At 74.1% G+C, this 25,441-nt stretch carries 25 protein-coding genes; 12 read left to right on the plus strand and 13 right to left on the minus strand.

Going from position 1 to position 25,441, the window contains the following annotated elements; all coding sequences use genetic code 11:
• Window positions 1-50 precede the first annotated feature (50 nt).
• On the plus strand, window positions 51-1,361 hold the full coding sequence (locus LG634_RS12605; RefSeq protein WP_226733844.1) for an MFS transporter: 1,311 nt from the start codon (window positions 51-53) through the stop codon (window positions 1,359-1,361).
• A 430-nt stretch (window positions 1,362-1,791) separates the two neighbouring features.
• On the opposite strand, the gene LG634_RS12610 is transcribed toward LG634_RS12605, so the two are convergent.
• Both LG634_RS12610 and LG634_RS12615 read right to left on the minus strand, forming a co-directional pair.
• Window positions 1,792-3,072, minus strand: a complete 1,281-nt coding sequence (locus tag LG634_RS12610) for a cytochrome P450 family protein (protein ID WP_226733845.1) — start codon at window positions 3,070-3,072, stop codon at window positions 1,792-1,794.
• A gap of 70 nt (window positions 3,073-3,142) precedes the next feature.
• Window positions 3,143-3,517: a hypothetical protein gene (locus LG634_RS12615; RefSeq protein ID WP_226733846.1), complete on the minus strand. Its 375-nt coding sequence runs from the start codon at window positions 3,515-3,517 to the stop codon at window positions 3,143-3,145.
• 320 nt (window positions 3,518-3,837) lie between these two features.
• Between LG634_RS12615 and LG634_RS12620 the strand changes: the two genes are divergently transcribed.
• On the plus strand, window positions 3,838-4,233 hold the full coding sequence (locus tag LG634_RS12620; RefSeq protein WP_226733847.1) for a hypothetical protein: 396 nt from the start codon (window positions 3,838-3,840) through the stop codon (window positions 4,231-4,233).
• Window positions 4,220-4,969, plus strand: coding sequence for a 4'-phosphopantetheinyl transferase family protein (locus LG634_RS12625; RefSeq protein WP_226733848.1), 750 nt, complete (start codon window positions 4,220-4,222; stop codon window positions 4,967-4,969). Before LG634_RS12620 ends, LG634_RS12625 begins: the two co-directional genes overlap by 14 nt.
• Window positions 4,970-5,172: 203 nt before the next feature.
• Here the strand turns inward: LG634_RS12625 and LG634_RS12630 are convergent, their stop codons facing one another.
• Together LG634_RS12630 and LG634_RS12635 are read right to left on the minus strand one after the other, a co-directional pair.
• Window positions 5,173-5,865, minus strand: coding sequence for an LbetaH domain-containing protein (locus LG634_RS12630; protein WP_226733849.1), 693 nt, complete (start codon window positions 5,863-5,865; stop codon window positions 5,173-5,175).
• Between the two features lie 35 nt (window positions 5,866-5,900).
• The gene (locus tag LG634_RS12635; protein WP_226733850.1) at window positions 5,901-6,953 is read right to left on the minus strand and encodes an NAD-dependent epimerase/dehydratase family protein; all 1,053 of its coding nucleotides are present in this window, start codon (window positions 6,951-6,953) and stop codon (window positions 5,901-5,903) included.
• 175 nt (window positions 6,954-7,128) lie between these two features.
• Here LG634_RS12635 and LG634_RS12640 point away from each other — a divergent pair, with 175 nt between their 5' ends.
• Window positions 7,129-8,490 carry a tetratricopeptide repeat protein gene (locus LG634_RS12640; protein WP_226733851.1) on the plus strand — a complete coding sequence of 454 codons (1,362 nt, stop codon included), beginning with the start codon at window positions 7,129-7,131 and terminating at the stop codon, window positions 8,488-8,490.
• 47 nt (window positions 8,491-8,537) lie between these two features.
• On the plus strand, window positions 8,538-9,377 hold the full coding sequence (locus LG634_RS12645) for a glycosyltransferase family 2 protein (protein WP_226733910.1): 840 nt from the start codon (window positions 8,538-8,540) through the stop codon (window positions 9,375-9,377).
• A 69-nt stretch (window positions 9,378-9,446) separates the two neighbouring features.
• On the opposite strand, the gene LG634_RS12650 is transcribed toward LG634_RS12645, so the two are convergent.
• From LG634_RS12650 to LG634_RS12660, 3 genes are all read right to left on the minus strand, one after another.
• Window positions 9,447-10,397, minus strand: a complete 951-nt coding sequence (locus LG634_RS12650) for a proline dehydrogenase family protein (protein ID WP_226733852.1) — start codon at window positions 10,395-10,397, stop codon at window positions 9,447-9,449.
• Window positions 10,394-11,209 carry a hypothetical protein gene (locus LG634_RS12655; protein ID WP_226733853.1) on the minus strand — a complete coding sequence of 272 codons (816 nt, stop codon included), beginning with the start codon at window positions 11,207-11,209 and terminating at the stop codon, window positions 10,394-10,396. Before LG634_RS12655 ends, LG634_RS12650 begins: the two co-directional genes overlap by 4 nt.
• 326 nt (window positions 11,210-11,535) lie before the next feature.
• Window positions 11,536-12,768, minus strand: coding sequence for a helix-turn-helix domain-containing protein (locus tag LG634_RS12660; protein WP_226733854.1), 1,233 nt, complete (start codon window positions 12,766-12,768; stop codon window positions 11,536-11,538).
• A 358-nt stretch (window positions 12,769-13,126) separates the two neighbouring features.
• Between LG634_RS12660 and LG634_RS12665 the strand changes: the two genes are divergently transcribed.
• The 5 genes from LG634_RS12665 (at window position 13,127) to LG634_RS12685 (ending at window position 16,505) form a co-directional block, all read left to right on the plus strand.
• Window positions 13,127-13,729: an acyl carrier protein gene (locus LG634_RS12665; RefSeq protein ID WP_226733855.1), complete on the plus strand. Its 603-nt coding sequence runs from the start codon at window positions 13,127-13,129 to the stop codon at window positions 13,727-13,729.
• A gap of 373 nt (window positions 13,730-14,102) precedes the next feature.
• Entirely contained in the window at window positions 14,103-14,258 is a 156-nt protein-coding gene (locus LG634_RS12670; protein ID WP_226733856.1) for a hypothetical protein, read from the plus strand.
• 7 nt (window positions 14,259-14,265) lie between these two features.
• A complete protein-coding gene (locus LG634_RS12675; protein WP_226733857.1) occupies window positions 14,266-15,018 on the plus strand; it encodes a thioesterase II family protein in 753 nt (250 codons plus the stop codon).
• 15 nt (window positions 15,019-15,033) lie between these two features.
• On the plus strand, window positions 15,034-15,585 hold the full coding sequence (locus LG634_RS12680; protein ID WP_226733858.1) for a carboxymuconolactone decarboxylase family protein: 552 nt from the start codon (window positions 15,034-15,036) through the stop codon (window positions 15,583-15,585).
• A 2-nt stretch (window positions 15,586-15,587) separates the two neighbouring features.
• The gene (locus tag LG634_RS12685; RefSeq protein ID WP_226733859.1) at window positions 15,588-16,505 is read left to right on the plus strand and encodes an oxidoreductase; all 918 of its coding nucleotides are present in this window, start codon (window positions 15,588-15,590) and stop codon (window positions 16,503-16,505) included.
• Between the two features lie 77 nt (window positions 16,506-16,582).
• Here LG634_RS12685 and LG634_RS12690 read toward each other — a convergent pair whose 3' ends face one another.
• The 6 genes from LG634_RS12690 to LG634_RS12715 all read right to left on the minus strand — a co-directional run bounded on the left by LG634_RS12690 (window position 16,583) and on the right by LG634_RS12715 (window position 23,573).
• A complete protein-coding gene (locus LG634_RS12690; RefSeq protein ID WP_226733860.1) occupies window positions 16,583-17,818 on the minus strand; it encodes an ATP-grasp domain-containing protein in 1,236 nt (411 codons plus the stop codon).
• Window positions 17,815-18,786 carry a PLP-dependent cysteine synthase family protein gene (locus LG634_RS12695; protein WP_226733861.1) on the minus strand — a complete coding sequence of 324 codons (972 nt, stop codon included), beginning with the start codon at window positions 18,784-18,786 and terminating at the stop codon, window positions 17,815-17,817. The genes LG634_RS12690 and LG634_RS12695 overlap by 4 nt, the downstream gene beginning before the upstream one ends.
• Window positions 18,787-19,076: 290 nt before the next feature.
• Window positions 19,077-19,706: a serine O-acetyltransferase EpsC gene (gene epsC / locus LG634_RS12700; RefSeq protein ID WP_226733862.1), complete on the minus strand. Its 630-nt coding sequence runs from the start codon at window positions 19,704-19,706 to the stop codon at window positions 19,077-19,079.
• Window positions 19,707-19,711: 5 nt separating this feature from the next.
• The gene (locus LG634_RS12705; protein WP_226733863.1) at window positions 19,712-20,965 is read right to left on the minus strand and encodes an ATP-grasp domain-containing protein; all 1,254 of its coding nucleotides are present in this window, start codon (window positions 20,963-20,965) and stop codon (window positions 19,712-19,714) included.
• On the minus strand, window positions 20,962-22,206 hold the full coding sequence (locus tag LG634_RS12710) for an ATP-grasp domain-containing protein (protein ID WP_226733864.1): 1,245 nt from the start codon (window positions 22,204-22,206) through the stop codon (window positions 20,962-20,964). The genes LG634_RS12705 and LG634_RS12710 overlap by 4 nt, the downstream gene beginning before the upstream one ends.
• Before the next feature lie 92 nt (window positions 22,207-22,298).
• Complete coding sequence (locus LG634_RS12715; protein WP_226733865.1) at window positions 22,299-23,573, minus strand: MFS transporter; 1,275 nt, start codon at window positions 23,571-23,573, stop codon at window positions 22,299-22,301.
• Between the two features lie 217 nt (window positions 23,574-23,790).
• On the opposite strand from LG634_RS12715, the gene LG634_RS12720 reads away from it, so the two are divergent.
• Both LG634_RS12720 and LG634_RS12725 read left to right on the plus strand, forming a co-directional pair.
• Window positions 23,791-24,651: a TauD/TfdA dioxygenase family protein gene (locus LG634_RS12720; protein WP_226733866.1), complete on the plus strand. Its 861-nt coding sequence runs from the start codon at window positions 23,791-23,793 to the stop codon at window positions 24,649-24,651.
• Window positions 24,648-25,433 (plus strand): HpcH/HpaI aldolase family protein, encoded by a 786-nt coding sequence (locus tag LG634_RS12725; RefSeq protein ID WP_226733867.1) that lies wholly within the window; start codon window positions 24,648-24,650, stop codon window positions 25,431-25,433. The genes LG634_RS12720 and LG634_RS12725 overlap by 4 nt, the downstream gene beginning before the upstream one ends.
• The last annotated feature ends 8 nt before the right edge of the window (window positions 25,434-25,441 follow it).

The following is a 25,441-nucleotide window of genomic DNA, read 5'->3' on the forward strand; positions in this document are numbered from 1 at the left end:
CCACCACCGCACCTCACAGAGCACCGCACACCTCAGAGCCGGGGGGCTCCATGTCCGTCGCCAAGCCACCTGTCCACCCGCAGCGGCCGGGCCGCAGATCGGTCGTCGCGACCGTGGTGGGCAACTTCGTGGAGTCCTTCGACTGGCTCGCCTACGGGCTGTTCGCGCCGCTGTTCGCGGCGCAGTTCTTCCCGTCCGACGACCCGGTCACCTCCCTGCTCGGCGCCTTCGCCGTGTACGGGACCGGCATGCTGTTCCGCCCGCTCGGCGGGATCCTGCTCGGCAAGCTCGCCGACCGCCGCGGCCGCCGCCCCGCCCTGATGGTCGCCATCGGGCTCATGGGCGGCGGCTCGCTGCTCATCGGCATCGTCCCCACGTACGAGCAGATCGGCATCGTCGCCCCACTCGTCCTGCTGACCGCCCGCCTAGCCCAGGGCGTGTCCTCCGGCGGCGAGTGGACCGCCGCCGCCACCTACCTGATGGAGATCGCGCCGCCGCGCCGCCGCTGCTTCTACGGCAGCCTGTTCTCGATGACCACCATGGGCGGCGCGTTCGCCGCCTCGCTGCTCGGCGGCGCCCTCACCAACTCCCTCGGCCACGACACCATGACCGCCTGGGGCTGGCGGGTGCCGTTCCTGCTCGGCGGCCTGTTCAGCCTGATCCTGCTGGTGCTGCGCAGCCGCCTCACCGAGACCGACGTGTTCCGCCGCGAGGTCCGCTCCCGCCCCGCCCGCGGCTCGCTGCGCGCCGTCCTGCGCGGCCACGGCCGCCAGGTCCTGATGGCCGCGGCGCTCGTCGGCGGGCTCGGCGTGGTGGGCGGCACCTGGTCGACCGCCGTGCCCGCGATGGGCCACCGGCTGGCCGGCTCGCAGACGATGTTCGCCGTCGCCGTCACCGTGACCGCCGTCATGATGGCCGTCCAGCCGCTGCTCGGCGCGCTCGCCGACCGGGTCGACGCCGGCCGCTTCCTCGCGGCCTCCAGCGTCCTGTTCGCCGTCGTCGGCTCGTACGGCTACCTCACCGTCGACGGATCCTTCGGGCGGCTCGTCCTCGCCTACGGGAGCGGCGTGTTCTTCCTCGGCTGCGTCACCGTGGTGCTGCCCAAGGCGCTCTCCCGGATCTTCCCGCCGGAGGTCCGCGGCCTCGGCATCGGCCTCCCGCACGCCACCACCACCGCCGTCCTCGGCGGCGTCGGACCGCTGCTCGCGGCCTGGAGCGCCGACCGCGGCGCCTCCGGCTGGTTCATCGCCGGCCTGATGGCCGTCGTCCTGCTCGCCTGGCCGGCCGCCGTCCTGGCCCGCAGCGTCCGCCTCCCTGAGCCGGCCGAGCCGGCCCGAGAGCCCGCGGGCCTGTCCGCCTGAACCTCACCGGGGCCCATTCCAGCCCCGCCAGGGGGCACCTCCCAGCCCGGGCGGGGCCCATTCCAGCCCCGCCGGGGGGGCATCTCCCGGCCCGGGCGGGGCCCATTCCAGCCCCGCCGGGGGGGGCATCTCCCGGCCCGGGCGGGGCCCATTCCAGCCCCGCCGGGGGGGCATCTCCCGGCCCGGGCGGGGCCCATTCCAGCCCCGCCGGGGGGGCATCTCCCGGCCCGGGCGGGGCCCATTCCAGCCCCGCCGGGGGGGGCATCTCCCGGCCCGGGCGGGGCCCATTCCAGCCCCGCCGGCGTTTGAGGCGCGGGGGTCCGGGGGCGGAGCCCCCGAAACCCGGACCCCGCGGGGCTCTCGCCGTACGCACGTACCGGGCCCGGCCCGCCCACCGGCGGACCGGGCCCCGGCCGTACCCCCCCCCGGCTCACCCCGCCCGCACAGGCCACGGCACCTCACGCGAGCCAAAATCGTCCGCGTCCACCCACAGCGCCCGCAGCCCGCGCAGCGTCACGTTCGGCCGGTACGTCGGCCGGCCGGTCGCGAACCGGGCCCCCGACACCCGCTGCGCGAACCGCGCCAGCATCAGCCGCACCTCCAGCCGGGCCTGCGGAGACCCGATGCACGAGTGCGCGCCCAGCCCGAACGCCAGGTGCCGCAGCGCGCCCCCGTCGGCCTCCTGCCCCGGGTCCCGGTGCGCGGCCGCCAGCAGCAGCACCATCACCGTGCCCCGCGGCACCACCGTGTCGCCCACCCGCATCTCGGCCGCCGCGTGCCGGTGCACCAGCTGCACGGGCGGGTCCGTGCACAGCACGTCCTCCACCACCTGCTCCGCGTACGCCGGATCCCGGCGCACCCGGGCCAGCAGCGCGGGATCCCGCAGCAGCGCCAGCACCCCGCCGGAGATCAGGTTCACGGTCGTCTCGTACCCGGCGTCCAGCAGCAGCCGGCACACCGCCGCCGCGTCCCGGCCCACCGGCCCGGCCTCCTTGTCCTCGGCGGCGATCAGCGCCGACACCAGGTCGTCGCCGGGCGCGGCCCGCCGCATCCGCACCAGCTCCGCGAAGTACAGGCCCAGCTCGGCGTCGGCGGTGCGCCGCTCGTCGAGGCCGGGCGGGTGCTGGCCGGTCAGCGCCAGGTGCGGGTCCAGCGACCGGGACACCGTCAGCGCCCGCCGGTGCAGCCAGCCGCGGTCGGCCGCCGGGATGCCCAGCACCCGCGAGATCGACGCCATCGACAGCGGGTAGGCGAGGTCGGTGACCACCTCCAGCCGGCCCCGGCTCGCCACCGAGTCCAGCAGGTCGTCGACGAGCCCCCGCAGCTGCGGGGCGAGGTCCCGTACCGCCCAGGGCGTGAAGTAGTGCGACATCAGCCGCCGGAGCCGGCCGTGCTCCACCGGGTCGGGTCCGGCGAGCAGATCGGCGACGGACTCCGGGAATGCCGCCTCGGCCGCCGGGCCGTGCAGCCCCGGACACGCCCCGGAGGTCCCCGCGCCCGGGGCCTGGAGCACGGCCTCGCAGTCGGCACGCGAGGAGAACACGACCGTCCGGCTGTTCATCCACACCGGCCCGTGCGCACGGATCCGGTTGAACAGCGGATACGGGTCCGCGCGGATATCGGTTTCCAGAAGTCGTCGCAGGAGCGCCTGTGCCTCTTCGTCGAAGGTGGTTCTCTCGGGTAGTAATACCGGTGAACGACCGCTGTCCATGGTGCGGACCTCCTCTGTCCGGCTCCGGTCGGGATTTCTTCTGTTCCGTAGGTGAGGCGAATGCCGGCGTTCAGCGGGGAACCGCGCGCGACCGGGCCATTTCGTGGAGGATCTCGCCCATCACGAGGGCGCTGGAGAGCACCGGGAGGTCCGCCTCCCGGTCCGCTTCGGCGCGGCTGACCGCGGACCGCACCCGGGTCCACGCGGTCGCCTCCGCACCGGCGTCGTCCGGGCCCGCCGGCGCGGCGGGGGCGTCGTAGCCGAACACGCCCTGTTCCATGAGCATCCGGACCAGGGCGGTGGCCGCCCCCTTCGCGGTGGCGGCGCTGTACGAGGGAGAGGCGGCGGCAGCGCCGCGCATCACCGAGGTGATCGGCGCGGGTGCCTCGGGCCCGGGGCCCGCGGGCTGCGCGGTGGTCTGGCGTGGCCGTTGACGCTCGCTCATTGGCTGTCTCCCTTGCCGTTCGGGCGGGGGCCAGGTGCGCGGTGTGGGACGCGGCACGCCACTTCACCGGGCCGCGATTCCCACCGGAATCAACATTCTCGAACCGGGCTCCGGCGGGCTGCTTCTCCTTCCGTGCGCACTGTGCGTGCGGACTTTCCGAGATCGGCCGGACACTTGGCCAAGTGTCCTTGCCGGTGCGCCGGAAGGTGACTTTGATGGTGTGCGGTGGAATACGTGCACCCTCTTCATGCCGCCGGGAAATTCCGGCGCCGGTGGGGCGGGCTGTACGGAGGTGAATCCGAACTCCGTGAGGAGTGGCCATGGCGAAGATCCCGGCGCGGCAGTCGGGCACCGAGCAGCCTGCCGCGGCGCGTCTGCGTGCCTGCACGGGCGGCCTCGCCCGGGACGCCGGCTGCGGCGCGTGGACCCCCACCCGGCTGGAGCGGCGCATCGCGGCGCTGCTGTGCACGGCGGCGTACGGCAGCGGGCTGCCGACCGCGGACCAGGTCCGCGGCGCGCTGTGGGAAGGGCACCTCGCCCTCGCGCAGGACAACGACGGCCGGCTCGCGGAGCTGCTCGCCGGGATGCTGGCCGTGCTGGAGGAACTGGAGGCGCCGGGCCCGGCGGGGGTGTCCGCCGAGGCCGACGCGTTCGAGGCCGTGGCGCGGGCGCAGCTGCTGGTCACCCGGGCGGCCGACGGCCATGCCGGGGACTGACCTGGTCCTGAGCCGTCCTCCTGGGCCCGCCGTCCCGTATCCGCTGGTCCTCGGCGGTCCCTGCGCGGTGCCGGCCGGCACCGCGGCCGGCCGCGCGCAGGTGTGGCAGGCGGACGCGCGGCAGAGCGGGCCGGGGCTCCCGGAGCTGGCCGGTGCAGTGCTGGACGCGGGGGAACTGGGCCGGGCGCGGGCCCTGCACCGGGCGCGGGACCGGCGGTGCTACCTCACGGCGCACACCGCGCTGCGGGTGCTGCTCGGGGCGCGGCTGGGCATCGCGCCGGCGGAGGTCCGGTACCGGCGGGAGAGCTGCCCCTGCTGCGGGGAGCCGCACGGCCGGCCGGCGCTCGACGTCCCCGGCACCGGCGTGCACTTCTCCCTGTCCCACAGCGGGGATCTGGTGCTGCTCGCGCTGGCGGCCACCCCCGTGGGGGTGGACGTGCAGCTCACCGGGACGGCGTCGGAGGCCGACGACGTGGCGGGGGTGCTGCACCCCCGCGAGGAGGCGGAGCTGGCCGCCTGCCCGCGCGCGTCGCGGGCGGCCGCGTTCGCCCGGGCCTGGGTCCGCAAGGAGGCCTACCTCAAGGGCCTCGGCACCGGCCTGGCCCGCAGCCCCTCCCTCGACTACGTGGGCACCACCCCCACCCCGCCCCCCGGCCCCCCCGGCTGGCACCTCACCGACCTCACGGTCCCCCCGGCCTACACGGCCGCCGTCGCGGTCCGCCGACCTGCGGCCTGAACACGGCTTGAACGGGGGCTTGAACGGCGGACCGGGCGGGGCGGTGGCCGAGGTGATGGGCGCTCGGGCGATCGCGCTGCTGATGGCTGCCATCGAGGCTCGGCTCGTCGAGTGGCACTTCCAGCGCAGCGGCGCCACCAAGCTTGTTTCCCTGGACAGTCGTGTCGGCCGCCGTGGCGTCGTGAGGCCAGGGGCAAGGGCGGTCAGATGCGGCGGCGTTCGATGACCAGCTTGGGTGTGGACGAGCGTACGACGCTGTCGGCGGGAACGATGCTGCTGCCCATGCAGACGCTTGCCGCGATGGTCGAGTGTCGGCCCACGGCGATGCCGGGGCCGAGGGTGATCATGCTGCCGGTCTGGACGTGGTCTCCGATCAGGCCCCCGAACCGGGGTGTCGCACACCGGTAGGGCGGTTCGTCGCCGGGGCCGTGAAGCACGATCTCCTTGACGGGGGTTCGCATGTCGTAGTTCCACAGGCTGATCGCGGCGATGACGAGGTTCGCGGACAGGTGGGCGTTGGTCCCGATGATGGAGTGGCCGATGCCGACCTGGTGGCCGAGGACGGTGTTCTCCCCGACGAAGGAGTGGGTGACCTCGCACCCGAAGCCGATAGAAACCCCGGCGGCGAGGACGGACTGCTTGCGGACGGTCGAGAACTCGTGGACGCGGACACCGGGCCCGATGATGACGTCATCGCCGATGATCGCAGTGGGGTGGATCTGCGCGGTGGGGTGGATCCGTTCGGGCAGGACCTGCAAGGCGTCGTTGTGGAGGACGTCCCAGCGGGTGAGGAAGTCGGACAGCTCGAACTCGCCGGGCTTGGCGTATCCGGTGGCTTCCAGGCCGGACGTGGCGGGGGCGTGGACGTAGTCACCGATGCGGATGGACTCGGGCACCTGGCTTGCTCCTGGTCGTGGTCGGGGCGGGCGGTTCAGGCGGCTGCGGCGGCCTCGCGGCGCAGGAAGTCGGGCAAGGCGGTGGGGGTGTTGTCGAGCCAGGCGACGTAGCGGGCCAGGCCCGCGGCCACGTGGATCCGGGGCTCCCACTCCAGGGCGGCGGCCATGCGGGTCGTGTCGGCCGTCCCGCCGAGCGGGTCGCCCTCGGGTAGCGGCCGGTCCTGGAACTCGGCGTCGGGGTAGTGACTGCCGATCAGCTTGGCCACCTCGGCGATGGAGGTGGCCTGGCCGGTGCCGATGTTGAGGATCTGCCGGTCGGCACCGGGGGCGAGCATGGCCCGGACGGTGGCCTCGGCGATGTCGTCGACGTGGACGAAGTCGCGGACCTGGCGGCCGCCGCCGTTCACGTGCAGGGGAAGGCCGAGCTTCGCGCGCATCGCCATCCAGGCGACCACCCAGGAGTGCGAGCCCTCCTTCACGGTCTGCGGTTCGCCGTAGACGGAGAAGTACCGTACCGAGGTGTGCGAGACGTTCGCCCTGCCCAGCACGAGCGCGGTCTGCGCCTCACCCCAGGCCTTCGTGTTCGCGTACACGGAGAGGGGGGCCAGCGGCTGGTCTTCATGCCATGTCTGTACGTCCCGGCGCTTGGGGTCGCCGTTGCCGTAGACGGCTGCCGAAGAGACGAACACGAATCGGCGTACGCGGGCGTTGCAACGGCGGACCGCGTCCAGGAGGACCTGGGTACCGGTGACGTTGGTCTGGATCGCAGCCATGGGGTTGCGGGTACAGGCGGCCACGTCGGCGACGGCAGCGGCGTGGATCACGTAGTCGGCCTCCCGGACGACGTGGTCCATCAGGGTCGCGTCGGCGATGTCGCCCACGATGGTGTCCCGGTGGGTGGCGTGGACGCCGAACAGGTCGGCGTAGACGGTGGCGGGGTAGGCGTCGAGCCTGCCCACGGCGATCACGCGGGCCCCGGCCGCGCGAAGGCGGGAGGTGATGCGGGAGCCGACCAGCCCCCCGCCTCCGGTGACCACCACGGTGCACCCGGAGAGGGCGGCGGACAGGTGGGCGTCGATCGGCGTCACAGTGATCTCCTCGGACTCGGCGGTATCGCGTGGGCAGCGGTGGGCTCCGGGAGGGAGCGGTGGCGCAGCCCCGGGCGTCGTGATGAACAGTGAACTCTCATGCACGGAAAGTGAGTACGGTGAGCGAGGAGGTAACCCGTTCAACCCGTTCAAGATCGCTGCAAGGGGGCCGACGTTGGCATCAGACCGGACACCGAACCGCGCGTTGGGCAACGTGATCGCCGAGGCCGGGAGTACGTACTACGCGCTGGCCAGGGAGATCCGGGCGGTGGCGGCCGAGGCCGGGCAGCGGCTCAGCACGAGCCCCTCGGCCGTCGCGTACTGGGTCGCCGGCGGCATGCCCTCCGGCCAGACGCCGCTGTACATCGCCGAGGCCCTGACGAGAAGGACGAAGCGGCGGGTGACGGTCGCCGAGATCGGTCTGGGCTCCACTGCCATCGGTGGGGGCCTGGAAGCCGATCCGCTGGCCGCCATTGCCGATCTCGGGAGTTCCGTCATGCAACGACGTCGCGACTTCCTCGGTGCCGCGTTCACCGCCACAGCCGTCGGTCTGCCCCTGTCCTACGACCACGAAGCGGTTGCTGCGGCGCTCCGGGCCGCGGAGACCGGCGGTAGCGTCGGCTCCGCGGAGGTGGCCGCGGTCCGGCAGCTCACCGAGACCTTCCGCAGCGTGGACGAGCGCATGGGCGGCGGTCACGGCCTGACCACCGTCACCGCCTACCTGACCGACACCGTCGCGCCGATGCTGACCGCCCGCTTCCCGTCCGCCGCGGTCCGCTCCGAAGCGTTCGGGGCCGCGGCCCAGCTGGCGTGCCTGGTCGGCTGGAAACACCACGATCTCGGCCGGGAAGGCGCCGCCCAGCGGTACTACCTCCTGGGCTACCAGCTCGCGTGTGAGGCCGATCAGAACGGGCACGCCGCATGGATGATGCGGGCCCTCACCCACCAGGCCCTGGACCTGGGCCACCCCCGTTCGTGCCCCGAGCTGGCCGAAGCCGCGCTGCACCGGGCTGCGGGAAAGGTCGACCGCCAGACCGAGGCCCTGCTGCTGGTGACGTGTGCCAGGGCGTACGGGGTCGCCGGCCAGGGAGCCAAGGCAGCCCGTGCGCTGCTCGCTGCCGAGGACGCCATGACGGACACGCGGGAGCCTGTCCCCGCGTACGCCGCTGCCTCGGGCCCGGTGACGGCCACTGTCGCCTCGCACATGGGCAAGACCCTGACGGCCATGAAGGACCACACAGCGGCGGAACGGCACTACCGGCGGTCCCTGGCCGGCCGCGCCCCCGGCACGTACCAGCTCAAGCACGGCCTGACCATGGCCAACCTGGGGAAGGCAGTGGCCGGGCAGCACCGGCACGAAGAGGCCGTGGGCCTGTTGACCCGGGCCCTGGACTTCATGGGCGGCGCGGTCTCCGACCGCAACCGGCAGGCCGTCAGGGAGATCCAGGCGGCGGCCGCCCGGTACCGTCGGCGCGATGTGGCAGGCGCGGCGAGCCTGAACCAGCGCGCCACCGAAGTACTCAACAACCAGGCGTGAAGAGAACGGACAGCACAGTGCCGAAGATCGGGGTCGTGGTTCTGACGATGGGCGACCGGCCCGGGGAGCTGGGGGCGTTGCTGGACTCGGTGGCCGCTCAGGAGGGGGATCCGGCGGCCGTCGTGGTCCTCGGGCAGGGTGTGCGGCTTCCGGCGCTGCCGGACGGGGTGGACGGGATCGAGCTGCCGGAGAACCTGGGGATCCCGGGTGGGCGGAACGCCGGTGTGCGGTGGCTGCGCGAGCAGGGGGGCGTGGACGTGGTGGTGGTCCTGGACGACGACGGGCTGCTGCCCCGCACCGACACGTTCCGGCTGGTGCGGGAGGCGTTCGCCGGGAGGCCGCGGCTGGGGATCGCGGGCTTTCGCATCGCGGACGAGACCGGTGCGAGTCAGCGCAGGCACGTCCCCCGTCTGGGTGGCAGGGACCCGATGAGGTCCGGTCCGGTGACGACGTTCCTCGGCGGCGGGCACGCGATCCGGATGAGCGTCATCGACGAGGTGGGCGACTTCCCCGCCGCGTTCTTCTACGCCCACGAGGAGACGGACTTCGCCTGGCGGGCCCTGGACGCCGGCTGGGACATCGACTACCGGGCCGACATGGTGCTCCGGCACCCGCGCACGGAAGCGTCCCGGCACGCGGTGTACTACCGCAACACCGGCCGCAACCGCGTCTGGCTGGCCAAACGCCACCTGCCCGCCGTCCTGGTCCCCGTCTACCTTGCCGGCTGGGCCGCGTACACGCTCGCGCAGCGGCCCCCGCTGTCCGGCCTGGCCGCCTGGTGGGCCGGCTTCTTCGAAGGCGTCCGCGTGCCGTGCCCGCCACGGCGCCCCATGCGGTGGCGCACGGTCTGGCGCATGACCCGCCTGGGCCGCCCCCCGATCGTGTGACCCCGCGCCTCATTCGCCGGCGGGCTGGATTTTGCCCGGCCGTGTCCAGCTCCACCGGCACCGGGCGGGTCAGTACGGGGACGTCGGGTGGGTGGTGCCGATGTCGGCGAGGGCGTCGAGGACCATCGGGGGGTGTTCCGTGAGGCGTTGCAGGAGGTGGAGCCACCAGTTCGTGCCGTAGGTGGCGTTGATGCGGCAGGGGCGGCCCGCCTCGTGGTGGGTGCGCAGCAGGCCCGGCTGCACTCCGTACCGCATCTCGATCTCCGCGACCGAGGCCAGCAGGCCGCTGTCCTCGGCGGCGGCGAGGACAGCCGGGTCCTGCGTCGCCAGCGACAGCCGTACGCCCCGCTCCACCAGCAGCTGCGCCAGCCGCAGGTAGCGGTCGTCGAGCGCCGGACCGCGCCCCAGCGCCCGGTGCGCCGGCTCCGGGAACGCGCCCTTGACCAGCCGGATCCGGCAGCCCGGCCGGGCCACCTCGGCCGCGTCCCGCTCGGTGCGGTGCAGGTGCGCCTGGAGGGTCAGGCCCACGTTCCCGTACCGCCGGGACAGCTCCCGCTGCACCGTCAGGGCCGCGTCCACCGTGGCGTACCGCTCCATGCTCAGGACGATCTCGCCGCCCCGCTCGGCGGCGGCCGCGGCGACCCGCCCGGCGTTCTCCCGGGCCCGGGCCGGCGAGTGCCCGAGCCCCACCGCCAGCAGGTCGAAGCCGACCTGGTCGGGAGCGTCCTCGTGGCCGAGCAGCGCCAGGTACTCGCCGACCACCTCCTCCTCCGGCCCGGAGCCCGTGAACTCGGCCGTCACCCGGTATCCGAGGGCCCGCAGCCGGGCGGACTCCGCGAGGAAGCCCTCGCGGTCCGGGGCGAGCACGTAGCGCCGGGCGGCGGGGGAGAGGACGTCGCGCAGCGGGGAGTCTGGCGCGGCGAAGCCGGCCAGGCAGCGGGAGTCGGTCGCGAGCCGGCGCAGGCCCTCCGCTGCGGCCTCCAGCAGGGCGCGCTGCGAGGACCCGTGGACCGTCGTCATCGCTGCGCCCCGGCGCCGGCCATCAGCCGCCGGATCCGCCGCCGGTCCCGCTGGAGCTGGAGCCGGGAGGCGTGCAGCGTGTAGGCGACCGGGCCGCCGCCGTCCGGGCGCGGCCGGGTGTCGAGGTGGTAGACGGACGGCAGCGCGGCGATCTCGCCGGCCACCGCCGGGTCGAGGGCGCCGGCCGGGCCGCCGCCGGGCGCGTCGGCGGCCGCGTCGACCACCAGCGCCTCGCACAGCTTCGTGTACGTACGCCCGGCCCAGCGGCTCGTGAACTCCTGCGGGGCCAGATACGACAGGGCGGTGAGGTCCGCCTGGTTGGCGCCCAGGCACACGTCGTCGTAGCCGGGCAGCACGTGGTCGCCGAGCCGGGGCGCGGCCTCCGCCAGCACCGGACCGGCCGGGGTGAGCACCACCCGGACGTGCCCTGGGCCGTGCTCGACGCCCAGGGCGGTGAGGATCTCGTCGGCGTAGGCGATCAGCAGCGGGCCCGGGCCGTGCCGCGGGTCGATCAGCGTGGTGTGGGCGTGCACGGAGTGCAGGCCGTGCCGGCGGGCGTGCCGGCGGCGGATCGCGGTCACGTGCCGGCGGCCGTCGCGGGAGACGGTGTCGACGGTGTACTCCTCGCCGCCGGCGACGCGGCGCCGGGCGGGCGGGGCGGCGCCGGGGTGGCCCGGCAGCCCCAGCCGGCGGGCCAGCGCACCGGCGAGCGGGTCGCCGGAGCCCGCGCAGGCGATCACGCACAGCGGGGTGTGGCGGGGTGGCAGTGCCGCAGCGGCCTCCTCGGCCCCACCGGGTGCACCGCTCCGCACGTGCACCGTCCCCACCCCCCATTTGGCAAAGGCTCTTGGCAACATATTGCCAACCGGTTCGGCGTCCACGAGTACTGCTACGTACGTGTCTCCCCTGGTCAAGCTCGCGATCGTCATGCTCCTCCACCCCCTGGTCGGAGAGTGCTGCCGCGTGGGACGTCGAATTGTTTCCAGCTTTAGGCAAAACATTGCCACAGCATCCGTGGACTTGGCAACAATCGGGGTGCCCAGACGCCACCGCGCGGGCGCCCGACCGGTCCGGCCGGGCGCCCGCGCGGTGTCTGCGGGTGCCGTGGTGACGCTGTGAACGGGTGGTGCGGGCCGCCTCAGGCCTGCGCGCTCTGCGCCCTGGTGCGCGCCTGCATCAGGCACTCGGCGGCGAGCCGCCAGATCTCCGCGGCCAGGTCCACGTTGGAGCTCTCCTGCGCCTCCACGGCGAGCCGCTGGAGACCGGCGAGGCCCTCGTCCTCCTCGCCCGCCATGATCCGCAGCTGGTTGTCCAGCACCTCCAGGCGGACCCGGGTCTGGTACGGCAGCCGCAGCTCGGACCGGGCCAGCCGGTCGAGCAGCGCCCGGGCGTCGGGCAGCCGCCCCTCGTGGAAGGCGAGCCGCGCCCGCAGCACCGTCAGCTGCTGCTCCAGCGCAGGCGTCCGGGCGAACGGAAGCCCCGCCTCCGCCGCCTCGATGCACCGCTGCGCGGCGTCCGGGTCCGGCGGGAACTTCTGCAGGTGCAGTTCCGCGATGGCCACCCGCAGCCGCAGCCACAGGGTCAGGTTCTCCCGGCTGTCGAAGTGCTCCAGGGCCTGCTCGAACAGCGCCTGGGCGGCAGCGAACTCGCCCTGGCGCACCCGCAGCGCGCCCGCCGTCCAGATCGCCTCGGCCCACAGCGTGTCGGTGCGGCCGTCGACCAGCGCGGTCAGCTCGTCCGCGTGCCGGCGGGCGTCCGGCAGCCGGCCGGCCTCCGCCTCCACGGACACCAGCACCAGCAGCGCGCCCGCGACGTCCGCGGCCGACAGCCCGCTGTCCCGTGCCAGCCGGTAGGCGGTGGTGGCGGCGTCGACGGCGGGCAGTATCTCGCCCTGGACGCGCAGCGAGCGGGCGTACTGGGTGAGCGCACGGGCGCGCAGCTCCGCCAGGCCGATCTGCTCGCTGATCACGACCAGCTCGTCCAGGTAGCCGCGCTCGGCGGCCTGCTCGCCGTGCCGCCGCTTCCACCGGGCCAGCAGCCACAGGGCCTGCCAGCGCAGCATCGGGTCCTGGCCGTGGGCCGACTCCAGTGCCTTCGCCAGCAGCTCGCTGGTCTCGTCGGAGTCGAGGGAGGTGGCCAGCGACAGGCTCTGGGCCAGCGAGGTCGCCTTCGACTCCTCGAACTCGGCGGGGTCGATGTCCAGTTGCCGCGCCAGGTGGGCCACGGCGCGCTCGGTGGGCTGGCGGGCCCCCGATTCCAGGCGTGACAGGTAGCCGGTCGACATGCCGTCGCCGGCGAGGGCGGCCTGCGAAAGGCCACGCTCGGTCCTCAGCTGCTTCAGCCGACGACCAAATGATGGCTGCTCCAGCACGTGTTTGCCCCAACGGTGGATGGAGTTGCGAAGGGTTCCGGGAGGGACCGTCTTGCCGCTGCCGTGTCACATAATTCGATCCTGTTGTGCCAAGGGTATCCAACAACAGTGCAGGCTAGCAACCAGTTCACGGCCCTGGCCTGCATGTCTGGACCTTGTGGGTGACCGGTTTCGGCAACGCGATGTGCCAAGAACCTTGGCAAGTCGTTGTCAATTTGGCGTGATTGTCGTACGCTTCTTGGCAACGCGAGGTGCTCACGGACCTCACGACCGCCCACCGCCCGATGTCCGCGATGGCGCGGCCCGCCGGAACCCGAGGCGCGGCCCGCCGCCGACGATGCCCACAGGAGTGGCCTAAATGACCCGTGACCGCTCTGCCGTCATCGCCGTCACCGGCACGTCGGCGCCCAGCCCGGACGCGCCGGCCGACGAGGCCGCCGAGGTGCGGGAGTTCGTCACGCAGGCCTGGTGCCGGCTGCTCGGCGCCACGCACCTGACCGAGCACTCCGACTTCTTCGTCCGCGGCGGGGACTCGCTGCTGATGACCCGTCTGGTGCGGTGGATCTCCCGCGAGTTCGGCGTCTCCGTGCCGGTGCACGAGATGTCCCGGCGCAACCTGGGGGACCAGGTGGCCCTGGTGCACGCGATGGTCTCCACGGCCCGCCCGCAGCGCGCCCGGCCCGCCGCCGGGGTCCGCGAGGTCCGCACCTTCCTCACCCAGTCCTGGCGCGATCTGCTGGGCTGCCCGACGCCGGGGGAGCGCTCCGACTTCTTCGCGCTCGGCGGCGACTCGCTGCTGATGACCCGGCTGGTCCAGCGGATCGGGCGGGAGTTCGGCGTCCCCGTGCCCGTCCACGACCTCCTGGCCGCGCCGGCTCTCGGCGACCAGGTCCGGCTGGTGGTCCGGCTGCTGACCTCAGGCCCCTGCCCGACCCTCGACGCCCCTGAGCGCGCCGCCTGACCCCTGACCCCCTGACGCGCCCGCCTGCGCCCTGACGTTCCAGGCCCCCGACCCTTGCGGTCCGGGGTCCGGACGCGTTTGCGCGGGCGGGGCTCGGAGATCCGGGGCTCCGCCCCGGACGCCGGTCCTCAGACTCCGCTGGGAGGTGCCCCCTGGACGGGCTGGGGGGTGCGGCGCGGCGTGACCCTGCGTGCGCCCGGCCGGGTTCTGCCTGCGCGCTGGATTGCGCCTCGCTCCCACCTGCGCGCCCCTCCACACAGGCAAGTTGCCAAAGTCTGGCAACTATTTGCCAAGGATGCTCGGGCTTCGCTAACTTCTGGCGCCAGAAGCCGACCGGCCCCGTACCACGTGCCCTTCCCGCTCAGGAGTCGCCATGAGAACCGTCCTTCTTGCCGCCCGCACCTCCGTGGTTCTCGGCGTGATGGGCCTGGCCGCCGCCCTCGCCGTGCCGAGCGCCGCAGCCGCCGGCAACGTCGAGTGGCCCGCACCGTGCGTCTGCGGCGGCTCCGTCGACGTCGAATGGCCCTGATCACCCCATGACCTGGCTGCAGTGCACCACCCCGCGGCCCGACGCGGAGCGACGCCTCGTCTGCTTTCCGCACGAAGGCGGGGTGGCCTCGTTCTTCGCCCGCTGGGCCGAGGCCCTGCCCGGCACCGAGGTGCACGCAGCGTGCTATCCCGGTCGCGCCGAACGCGCCGCGGAACCCTGTGCGACCGACGTCCGCCACCTGGCCGGCGACCTCGCCCGGGCCGTCCGGCCGCTCGCCGACCGCCCCCTCGTCCTCTTCGGGCACAGCCTGGGCGCCTGGATCGCCTTCGAGACCGCCCGGGAACTGGAAGCAGCGGGCAGCAGGGTCTGCGCCCTGGTCGTCTCCGGAGCCCCGGCCCCGCAGACCCGGCGCACCCCCGGCACCGCACCCGGACTCGCCGGCGGCGAGTTCGCCCCCGCCCCCGCCGACAGCCCCGCCCCGCTGCTGGCCGAACCCGTGCTGCTGAAACTGGTCTTCCCGTACGTGCAGGCCGACGCCAGGATGGCCGAGAGCTACGTCCACCGGCCCGGGCCCCCGCTGAACTGCCCGGTCACCACCCTCGTCGGGGCGGGCGATCCCACGGTCACCGCCGAGGACGCCACCGCCTGGGCGGACCTGAGCCAGGGGGCCCACCAGGCCCCCGTGCCGGCCGGCCCGCACCGCCCGCTGGCGGCGCGGCCACCGCAGGAGCTCGTACGCCGGCTGCTGGACGGGGCCGCCGGCGGCCCGGAACGGTCCGGACCGCTGCACCGACGCTGAGAGGAAGCCGCACGCATGCCGCACATCTCGCTCGACAACGACCTCCCCGGGATCAGCGGCCTGATGGCCCAGAGGCCCGACACCGCCGCCCCCCTCAACCTGCTGGCGAACGCCCTGCTGCACGCGCCGTCCTCGCTGCCCGCCGGAGAGCGCGAGCTGATCGCGGCCTACGTGTCCCAGCTGAACGCCACCCCGTTCTGCGCCGGCTCGCACAGCGCCTTCGCCGCCGCCCAGATCGACGGCGGCCGCGAGCTCGTCGACGCCGTCCTCGCCGACCCGGCCACCGCGCCGGTCAGCCCCAAGCTCCGGGCCCTGCTGCGGGTCGCCGCCGAAGTCCAGGGCGCGGCCCGGCCCGTCGCCGCCGAGACCATCGCCGCCGCCCGCGCCGAGGGCGCCGACGACACCGACCTCCACGACACCGTGCTGATCGCCGCGGCCTTCTGCATGTACAACCGCTACGTCAGCGGACTGGCCACCGTGATCCCGGCCGACCCCTCCTACTACGAGGAGTCCGCCAAGCGGATCGTCTCCGAGGGCTACGGCCGCTCCGCGGCCCAGGCAGGCTAGCCGTGGCCGCCGGAGGCGCGTGGACCGCGCAGGACGTCCCCGACCAGAGCGGCCGGACCGCCGTGGTGACCGGAGCCGCCTCCGGCCTCGGCCTGGAGACGGCCCGGGCGCTCGCCGTCCGCGGCGCCCACGTGGTGCTCGCGGTGCGCGACTCCGGCAAGGCCGCCGTCGCCGCGGCCCGGATCCGGGCCGCGGCGCCCCGCGCCGAACTCACCGTGCAGCACCTCGACCTGGCCGACCTGGCCTCCGTCCGGGAAGCCGCCAAGCAGCTGGCCGACCTCGGCCGCATCGACCTGCTCGTCAACAACGCCGGCGTCATGTGGACCCCGTACACCCGCACCGTCGACGGCCACGAGCTCCAGTTCGCCACCAACCACCTCGGGCACTTCGCCCTCACCGGGCTGCTGCTCGACACCCTCCGGGCCACCCCCGGCGCGCGCGTCGTCACCATCAGCAGCTACCTGCACCGGTTCGCCCGCATCGACTTCGGCGGCCTCGACGCCGAGCACGGCTACAACCGCTACCGGGCGTACAGCCAGTCCAAGCTCGCCAACCTCATGTTCAGCCGCGAGCTGCACCGCCGGCTGGAGCAGGCCGGCGACGGCACGCTGTCCGTCGCCGCCCACCCCGGACTCGCCGCCACCGGCCTCGGCCGCGAGCTGCCGGCCCTCGTCCGCCGCCTCGGCCCGGCGCTCGGCCCGCTGTTCCTGCAGCGCGCCGACCAGGGCATGCTGCCCGGCCTGCGGGCCGCCACCGACCCGGCCGTGCGCGGCGGCACGTACTACGGGCCCACCGGCATCACCGAGACCCGCGGCCGCCCCGGCCCGGCCCGCCCCGGCCGCGCCGCCCTCGACGGACGGGCCGCGGCCCGGCTCTGGGAGGAGTCCGAGCGCCTGACCGGCGTCGCGTACGGGCTGTGACGGCGGGCCCGCACACGACGCGCGCGGGCCCGCACACGACGCGCGCGGGCCCGTGAGCGACGCGCGGAGGGCGCCGGTCAGTGCACGTCGAGGCCGCCCAGGAACCACCCCTTCAGCGCCTCGATCCGCTCCTCGACCTCCGCGCGCCCGGAGCCCTCGACCAGGAACACCGCGAGGAAGTTCCCCGAGTGCGACGACTCCTCCAGCACGTCGCCCTCGGCCGCGAAGTACGTCTGCTTGAACACCCCCGGCGGCCGGGCGGCCGGGTCCGGCAGCCTGTGCAGGGTGCCCGGGCGCATCATGAACGCCAGCTGGCCGGCCGCCGGTTCGGGCGCCTGCCGGCCCGGCACCTCGGCCGGCAGGCCGAACTGGGCGAGCACCGGCAGCTGCGCCGGATCCACGCCGAACATGTGCCGGTGCAGGTCGCGCACCCCGGCGCCGCCGGCCCGGCAGGCGGCCTCGCACAGCACCAGGTCGTCGTCGGGGGTGCGGAACACCTCGATGTGGAACGCGAAGTCGGCCGGCCCGCCGAGGGCGTCCAGCACCTGCCGGCCGAAGCCGATCAGGCGGTGCGCCATCGGGTCGGCGGCGTCCAGCGCGATGTCCACGCGCCCGCCCCGGTCCGTGTAGTCGGCCAGCACGTACCGGTACTGGGACGGCCAGATGGAGGCGAGTTCGCCGCCGCGGACCACGCCGTCGATGTGGCACATCGCGCCCTCGACGTACGCCTCGGCCAGCCAGCCCGGCTCGCCGTCCGGCGCCGTGTACTCGGCCTGCGCCGCCCACTCGGACAGCTCGGCCGCGCCGCGCAGCACCCGCAGCCCGATCGAGCCGGCGCCGCGGCGCGGCTTGACCACGACCGGCAGGCCGTGCCGGGCGGCGAACGCCTCAACCTCGGCGGCGGAGCGGACCAGGGCGTGCTCGGCGACGGGGATGCCGGCGCGCAGCGCGGCCGCCTTCATCTCCCACTTGTCGCGGTACGGCACCGCCGTGTCGGGCTGCTGGCCCGGCAGGCCGAACCGCTCGCGCAGCAGGGCGGCGCGTTCGATGTCGCGTTCCGCGCAGGCGACGATGTCCGTCACGCCGTGGGCGCGGATCAGTTCGGCGGCGCGGTCCTCCACCCAGGTGGTGTCGGCGTCGTAGTCGCGGACCGCCTCGGTGTGCACGTACGGCGCGCCGTCCGGCAGCTCCTCGCCGAACGCGTCGAGCTGCTCGGCCGAGGCGAGCAGCAGCAGTTTGGCGCCGGTGGGGGCAAGCCACTCGTGGTAAGGGGTCGCGGCGAGTGAGCCGCGGTGCAGGATCAGGACGCTCATGCGGTCGGCTCCTCGTTCCATATGCTGACGTAGCGTTCGCCCGTGTCGGGCAGGACGGCGACGATCGTCTTCCCGGCGTACGCGGGATCCCGGGCCAGCTGCCCGGCCGCGAACAGGGCGGCGCCCGCGGACACCCCGACGAACAGGCCCTGCCGGCGGAGCACCGCGCGGGCCTCCGCCGGGGCCGCCTCGTCGGGGACCGCCACCACCCGGTCGACGATCGATGCGTCGGTGGTGGGGGCGACGAAGCCGCCGTTGAGGCCGGGGATGCGGTGCAGGCCGCCGTAGCCCTCGGACAGGACGGGGGAGTTGGCGGGCTCGACGGCGACCACCTCGATCGCCGGGTTGCGTTCCTTGAGGTAGCGGCCGGCGCCGCTGAGGGTGCCGCCGGTGCCGACGCCGGCGACGAACACGTCGACCCGGCCGGCGGTGTCCGCCCAGATCTCCGGGCCGGTGGTCTCGTAGTGGGCGAGGACGTTGTCGGGGTTCTCGTGCTGGCGGGCGTACCAGGCGCCGGGCGTCTCGCGTTCGATCTCCTCGGCGCGCAGGATCGCGGCGGCGAAGCCGTCGGCGCCGGGCGTCTCCACGACCTCGGCGCCCAACGCCTTCAGCAGGCCCTTGCGCTCGGGGGTGGCGGTGTCGGGGAGGACGACGGTGCAGTGGTAGCCGCGCACGGCGCACAGGGCGGCGAGGGCGATGCCGGTGTTGCCGGACGTGGACTCCACGACGGTGGAGCCGGGGCCAATGTCGCCGCGGGCCTCGGCGGCACGCAGCAGGTAGCGGGCGGCGCGGTCCTTGACGCTGGCGTACGGGTTGGCGGACTCCAGCTTGGCGAGGACCTCTGCGCGGGGGTCGGCCCCCGCGAGGTCCAGCCGGACGAGTGGGGTGCCGCCGATCAGGTCCTCCACCCCGTCGGCGATCCGCCGGACGGCGGGGGCGGTCGTCTCTGTTGGCGTGGCGGTACTCATAGCGCGTGCTCCTGAACTGGACGACGTGACAGAGCTCGGGGCTCCGCCCCCGTGCCCCCGCGCCTGAAATGCCGGCGGGGCTGGGATCTGGCGGGGCCGTGGGTGCGGTGGCGGGTGTGCGGTGGTGCGGCTCAAGGACCGGGGGCTCCGCCCCCGCACCCCCGCGCCTCAATCGCCGGCGGGGCTTGATTCACCTCGGCAGCATCCAGCCGCCCGCGGGCAAAGTTCGGCCGGGGGAAGGATCCAGCCCCGTCCAGGGGGCACCTCCCAGCCCCCGGGGCTTGAGCGGGTCACCAGGAGCCCGAGGAGGCGTGGAGGCGGATGCGGTCCGTGGTGGGGGCGGCGGCGCGGGCCGCCGGGCCCGCAGCGGTCCGGGGTGGCAGTACCACCGGCGGCGGGGCGTAGACCCTGGCGTCGGCCGGGACGTCGTGGACCACGGTCGCACCGGCGCCGACGAGCGCGCGGGCGCCGACCGTGACCGGTCCCAGGACGCTCGCCCCGGCGCCGAGGACCACCTGGTCGCCGACGACGGGGTGACGCCGCAGATCCAGCGGGCGCGCGCAGTCGACCCACCAGCCGACCGCCCCCAGCGTCACCTGGTGGTAGATCGTCACGTCCGCCCCCACCACGGCCGTCTCGCCGATGACGACGGCCGCACCGTGGTCGATGAACACCCGGCGCCCCAGCACCGCACCGGGGTGGATCTCCACACCGGTGCGCCGCCGGGACCGCCGGGCGATCCGCAGGGCGACGCCGCGCAGCCCCCGCAGGTGCAGCCGGTGCGCCACCCGGTGCGCCCACACCGCCCGCAGCCCCGGATGCCCCAGCGCCTCCCGCCGGCTGCGCAGCGACGGGTCGCGCGCGAACGCGGTCTCCAGGTCCTCGCGGAGTGCGGCCGCCAGACCGGTTCCCCCGGCCATGGGCCTCAGCCCTCCCCGCGCTGCGGGGCGACGTCCACGCGGATCGCCCGGCCGGCCAGGTCCTCGCAGAGCGCGACCGCCGCGTCCGTGTCCGGTGCGGTCGCCGCGACGAACCCGATCCGGTCCCAGTTGTCGCGCAGCGGCCGTACCGTGTCGCCCGGCTTCACCGAGACCGACACCGCCAGCACGTCCGAACGGGCCGCGACGTCCTCGACGCCCGACACGGACGTGACCGTACCCGGGTCGCGGAGCACGAAGCGGGTGCAGGCGGCGGCCGCCGGCACCGGTTCCGACAGCAGCTCCGGCACGGTGCCCAGCGGCCAGCCGGCCGCGTACGCGTACATGTTGATCCCGTACGCCGCCTCGACCAGCTCCGCGATGTGCCCGCCGCCGAGCCGGTTGTGGGACTCCACGACCACCGGCCGGTCCGTGCCGAGCCGGATCTCGGTGTGGCCGGGGCCGTCGGTGACCCCCATGACGGTGAGGAACGAGGTGACCGCCCCGGTCAGCGCGGCCCGCCGGTCCGGGTCCAGCCGGGCCGGCAGCGCATGGCCCAGCTCGGCGAAGTGCTCGTCGTCGGTGAGCTTCTCGGTGACGGCGAGGACCACGTGCCGGCCGCCGAAGCTGAACGTCTCGACGCTGAACTCCGGCCCGGGGATGTGCGCCTCCGCGAGGAAGCCGGTCACCTTGAACAGGGTGGAGCCGCGGTCCGTGCGCTGCCCGAGCAGCCCCTCGATCCGCTGCCACACCCGCGGCAGGTCCTCCGGTCCGGCCGCCTTCAGCAGCCCGAAGCCGGCGGTGGTGTCGGTCGGCTTCACGATGAACGGGTAGCCGGCGCGCTCGCCGAACGCCGCCAGCGACGCGAAGTCCGTCACCGGGGCGAACGCCACGCCCGCCCCGCCGTTCGCCTCCAGGTGCGTGCGCATCAGCAGCTTGTCGCGCATCCGGCGGCTGACCTCGTACCGGTGCCCGTCGCTCCACCCGAAGTGGTCGTTGAGGCGGGCCGCGTTGCTCAGCCCGCCCTCGGTCAGCGACAGCACCTTCGTGCAGCCGTGCACCGCCCGCGCCGTCTCGGCGTACGGCAGCACCGTGTCCCAGTCGGTGTAGTCGACCATCAGCAGCACGTCCGCGGTGCGCGTCTGGTACGCGTTGATCTTGTCGGGGTGCTGGAGCAGCACGACGCGCACGCCCTGCTTCTTCACGTATTCCAGATGGGAGTCCGTGCCGCCGATCAGCAGCACGGCGGGGGCGTTCGTCAACAGAGCGCTCCTTCCAGGGGGGCGGGTTCGGCCACCACGGGGGCCAGGGTGCGGTAGAGCTCGGCCAGCCGGGCGGCTGCCGCGGCGGGCGTGGCCGCGTCGACGACGGCGTAGCCGTGCCGGGTCGCGGAGTCGGTCACGGGCTTCACGCGGTCGCCGGTGCGCAGCGGGAAGTGCAGGGCGTGCACGTCGGGCGCGGCCAGCACCTGCTCGGCCGGCGTCACGGACGCCAGCACGCCGGGCGGCAGCCGGAAGAACTCGATGGCCGCGTACCGCTCGGCGGCGGGCGGCGCGACCGGCTCGCCGGCCAGCGCGCGGAAGATCCACGCCTCGATGTCGAAGCCGGTGGCGGTCTGGATGAGCAGCGGGATCCGGTCGCCGCCCAGGCGGGCCTGCGACTCGACGATCCGCGGTCCGGCGGCGGTCAGGATCACCTCGGTGTGCGCCGGGCCGAACGCGTAGCCGGCCAGGTCCAGCAGGTCCGTCACCAGCTGCTCGACCGCGGCCCGGTCGGCGGCGGCGAGCGGCGCCGGGAACACGTGCCCGGTCTCGACGAACCCGGGCGCGCCGGTGGTCTGCTTGGCGGTGATGCCCACCACCGTGTGGACGCCGCCCGCCGACAGCGTCTCCACGCTGAACTCGGGACCCTCCAGGTAGTCCTCGACGAGGTACGGCCCCGCCAGGGCCCCGGTACAGACCCGCTCCGCCCACTCGTCGACGTCCTCGGGGCGGCGGATCAGGGCGACGCCGCGGCTGCCCGCCAGCGTCGCCGGCTTCACGATCACCGGCAGGACGGCGTCCCGCAGGATCTCCCGGACCTCGCAGACGGTCGCCGCCCGCCGGGCGTCGACGGGCGAGAGCCCGGCCGCGTTCAGCATCCGGCGCATGGCGGCCTTGTCGTTGAGGCTGCGGACCGCCGCGGCCGGGTTGGGCGACAGGCCCAGCGCCTCGGCCTCGGCGAACACCGGAGGCATGCTCGCCTCGGCGCCCAGGTGCAGGACCAGGTCCACGCCGTGCGCCTGCGCGGTCTCCGCGATCAGGGCGCGCAGCGCGGTCTCGTCGCTGAAGTCGGCCAGGAGGAGCTGCTCGCTGTGGCGCTCGACCTCGTCGAGGTAGGCCGGCTCCTGGAGCGCCGGGTCCCAGATGGACCAGACGCGGAAGCCCGCCGCCACGGCCTTGCGGACCAGCTGGTGGTAGGGCATCACCATCAGCAGCCGCTGCGGAGCCCGCGGATCTGTCATGTCTCGTCCGTCCGTTCTCTCGTGGGCGGGTCGCTCGTGCGCGTCGATCGCGCGGGTCGCTCGTGCGGGTCGCTCGTGGGCGGGGTGCGGGCTCAGACGGCGGTCTTCTCGGGGGCGGCGGCGGCCTCGGCGGCCTGCCGCTCCTCGCGGACCCGCAGCAGGGAGCGGTACATGAGGACGGCGCCCAGACCCCACAGCCCGTAGATCACGGCCATGCCGGCCGCCGGCAGCACGGCGCCGACGACCACCGACACCGAGCCGATGACCAGCCCGATGCGGGCGTTCAGGCCGTACGCGGCCATGTACTTGGTGCGGGCGGCGGCCGGCACCAGGTCGGCGAGGATCGCCTGCTTGATGGGTACGTTGGCCAGCTCGCCGATGGTGAGGACGACGGCGGCGACGATCAGCGGCCAGGCCGAGTTGCTCACCGCCCAGACCATGTAGCCGGCGGTGAACGCGCCGATGCCCGCGTACAGCCGGGTCCGGTCCGACAGCTTCCCGAACAGCCGGCCGGCGAACAGCGCCAGGCCCACGACCAGTGCCGTGTTCACGGCGCGCAGCACACCCAGCATCTCGACGCCGTCGACCTTCGGCGCCCACGAGCCGAACGACACGATCTCCTGCACGGGGAACTCGTCGGCGAGCCGGACGGCGATGTAGTAGCCGATCTGCACCTCGATCGCCCGCGTCAGCACGGCGACCGTCAGCAGCCGGACGAAGACCATGTCCTTCGCCACGGACAGGTAGCCGCGCAGCATCGCGGGGACGCCGGCGGCGGCCTCCCGGGCACCCTCGGGGGCGGTCTCGGAGACCCAGCGCCAGAACACGAACGTGGTGGCCGCACTGAGCACGGCGGCGCCGGCCAGCAGGCCGAAGAAATACTCCCCGTACAGGAAGCCGCCGGCCAGGGCGCCGAAAGTGAAGGCGAGGTTGATGGACCAGTAGTTGATCGTGTAGACCAGCGGTCGGTTTTCCGGTGTGGAGACGTCGACCATCATCGCGTCGGCGGCCGGTGTGGCGATGTTCGCCAGACACGTGTTCAGCAGGAAAAGAACGAACGTCACCGGTCCGGATTCCCACCACGGCGAATTCGCCGCGGCGAGCAGGATGAAGGTGGCGGTGGCGCCCAGCTCGCCGAGGACGAGCAGCGGGCGGCGCCCGTACACGTCGGCGAGGTGCCCGCCGAGGAAATTGCTGCCGATGGCCGCGAACGCGACGATCACGGTGAGGACGCCGGCGGTCGCGGCCCCGTACAGCTTCGCCAGGTGGACGACGAGCAGCGGGGTCAGCATGACGGCCAGCAGGCGTTGCACGAAGCCGACGCCGATGCGGAGCCTGATATTCGGGTGCAGTTCCCGGAACTTCATCGTCCCTCCAGCCTGCATGGGAGTTCACCGACTGTGGGCTCGCCGCGGCGGCCGGACAAGTCCCCCGTTCATCCCGTTGCGACTTGAACAACTCGCTCTGGACTTGTTCAAGTAGCTGTTCATCGGCACTTGCCAAAGTCGTGTGCGCCCTGGTGTGCTCAGCGCCCCATGGAAATGGAAAGTTCAACCTCTGGGTGTCCGGGAAGGAATGCGGAGCATGGCCGATTTCGGTGTACGCAGGCTCGGTGGAAGGATCGGTGCGGAAATCACCGGCATTGATCTCGGCTCGGAGATATCCGATTCCGACTTCCGCCAGATAAACGAGGCCTTTCTCCGGTACAAGGTGCTCTTCTTCCGGGACCAGGTGATCACGGACGCCGAACAGCTCGCGTTCGCCGCCCGCTTCGGCCCCCTCGACCTGCCGCACCCGATGATGCGCACCCTGGACGGCACCCCCGAGGTCATCCCGATCGACGGCGAGGACCAGCGGGCCAACCACTGGCACACCGACATCAGCTTCACCCTCACGCCCTCGCTCGGCACCACCCTGCGCAGCGTGGTCCTGCCGCCCTACGGCGGCGACACCCTCGTCGCGAACGGCGCCGCCGGCTACGTCGACCTGCCCCGCGAACTGCGCGACGTCGCCGACCGGCTGTGGGCCGTCCACACCAACCACGCCGAACAGCCCCGCCTCGGCACCGAGCGCGGCGACCGGGTCCGCAAGGCCTTCCTCGCCGACCGGCACGAGGTCGCCCACCCCGTGGTCCGCGTCCACCCCGAGTCCGGCGAACCCAGCCTGTTCCTCGGCGGCTTCGCCCAGCGGCTGGTCGGCATGACCCTGCGCGAGTCCCGCCCGCTGCTCGACGTCCTCCAGTCCTACGTCCGCCGGCCCGAGAACACCGCCCGCTGGACCTGGCGCCCCGGCGACGTCCTGATCTTCGACAACCGCAGCACCCAGCACTACGGCGTCGACGACTACGACGGCCACAAGCGGATCCTGCACCGGGTCTCCATCAACGGCGACCTGCCCATCGGCCTCGACGGCCGCACCAGCCACACCATCGAGGGGGACGAGTGACCCGCCCCGGCCCCGAGGCCTTCGTCGCCCGGCTGCGCGCCCGCGAACCGCTCGTCGGCTACTGGATCGCCCTCGACAACCCCGTCGGCACCGAACGGATCGCCGCCCTCGGCTACGACTACATCGGCATCGACGGCCAGCACGGCGTCCTCCACCAGCCCGGCTGGCAGGCCGCCATGCTCGCCGTCGACGCCCGCCGCCGCTCCGCCGGCGTCATCCGCGTCCCGGCCGTCGACCCCGCCGCCATCGGCGCCGCCCTCGACACCGGCGCCCGCGCCGTGATCGTCCCCATGGTCGAGACCCCGGAGGAAGCCCGGACCGCCGTACGGGCCTGCCGGCACTGGCCGGCCGGCACCCGCAGCCTCGGCGGCCCGGTCCGCGGCGAACTGCACCTGGGCTCCGTACCCGCCGAGGTCGACGAAGGCGTCGCCTGCATCGTGATGATCGAGACCGCCGCCGCGCTCCAGAACATCGAGGAGATCTGCGCGACCCCCGGCCTCGACGCCGTCTACGTGGGACCCGCCGACCTGTCGGTGGCCCTCGGCGCCCGCCACTTCGGCGACCCCGAGGCAGCCCCCGCCCTCGACAAGGCGCTGCGCACCATCACCGACACCGCCCGCCGGCACGGCATCGCCTGCGGCATGCACTGCCTCACCGGCACCGAGGCGGCCCGCCGGCTCGACGAGGGCTTCACCTTCGTCACCGTCTCCAGCGACATCACGCATCTCCAGCAGGCCGCCGCCGTCCACCTGACGGCCGCCCACGAGCGGGCCGCGGCCTGACCCGCCGC

The organism is Streptomyces bambusae (assembly GCF_020532645.1).
GTDB classification, from domain to species: domain Bacteria; phylum Actinomycetota; class Actinomycetes; order Streptomycetales; family Streptomycetaceae; genus Streptomyces; species Streptomyces bambusae.

Bases quoted from the DNA above. Each gene is read 5' to 3' on its own strand.
- LG634_RS12605 (WP_226733844.1), top strand. From the start codon at position 51: ATGTCCGTCGCCAAGCCACCTGTCCACCCGCAGCGGCCGGGCCGCAGA.
- LG634_RS12610 (WP_226733845.1), bottom strand. From the start codon at position 3,072: ATGGACAGCGGTCGTTCACCGGTATTACTACCCGAGAGAACCACCTTC.
- LG634_RS12615 (WP_226733846.1), bottom strand. From the start codon at position 3,517: ATGAGCGAGCGTCAACGGCCACGCCAGACCACCGCGCAGCCCGCGGGC.
- LG634_RS12620 (WP_226733847.1), top strand. From the start codon at position 3,838: ATGGCGAAGATCCCGGCGCGGCAGTCGGGCACCGAGCAGCCTGCCGCG.
- LG634_RS12625 (WP_226733848.1), top strand. From the start codon at position 4,220: ATGCCGGGGACTGACCTGGTCCTGAGCCGTCCTCCTGGGCCCGCCGTC.
- LG634_RS12645 (WP_226733910.1), top strand. From the start codon at position 8,538: ATGGGCGACCGGCCCGGGGAGCTGGGGGCGTTGCTGGACTCGGTGGCC.
- LG634_RS12650 (WP_226733852.1), bottom strand. From the start codon at position 10,397: ATGACGACGGTCCACGGGTCCTCGCAGCGCGCCCTGCTGGAGGCCGCA.
- LG634_RS12665 (WP_226733855.1), top strand. From the start codon at position 13,127: ATGACCCGTGACCGCTCTGCCGTCATCGCCGTCACCGGCACGTCGGCG.
- LG634_RS12670 (WP_226733856.1), top strand. From the start codon at position 14,103: ATGAGAACCGTCCTTCTTGCCGCCCGCACCTCCGTGGTTCTCGGCGTG.
- LG634_RS12675 (WP_226733857.1), top strand. From the start codon at position 14,266: ATGACCTGGCTGCAGTGCACCACCCCGCGGCCCGACGCGGAGCGACGC.
- LG634_RS12680 (WP_226733858.1), top strand. From the start codon at position 15,034: ATGCCGCACATCTCGCTCGACAACGACCTCCCCGGGATCAGCGGCCTG.
- LG634_RS12690 (WP_226733860.1), bottom strand. From the start codon at position 17,818: ATGAGCGTCCTGATCCTGCACCGCGGCTCACTCGCCGCGACCCCTTAC.
- LG634_RS12695 (WP_226733861.1), bottom strand. From the start codon at position 18,786: ATGAGTACCGCCACGCCAACAGAGACGACCGCCCCCGCCGTCCGGCGG.
- epsC (WP_226733862.1), bottom strand. From the start codon at position 19,706: ATGGCCGGGGGAACCGGTCTGGCGGCCGCACTCCGCGAGGACCTGGAG.
- LG634_RS12710 (WP_226733864.1), bottom strand. From the start codon at position 22,206: ATGACAGATCCGCGGGCTCCGCAGCGGCTGCTGATGGTGATGCCCTAC.
- LG634_RS12715 (WP_226733865.1), bottom strand. From the start codon at position 23,573: ATGAAGTTCCGGGAACTGCACCCGAATATCAGGCTCCGCATCGGCGTC.
- LG634_RS12720 (WP_226733866.1), top strand. From the start codon at position 23,791: ATGGCCGATTTCGGTGTACGCAGGCTCGGTGGAAGGATCGGTGCGGAA.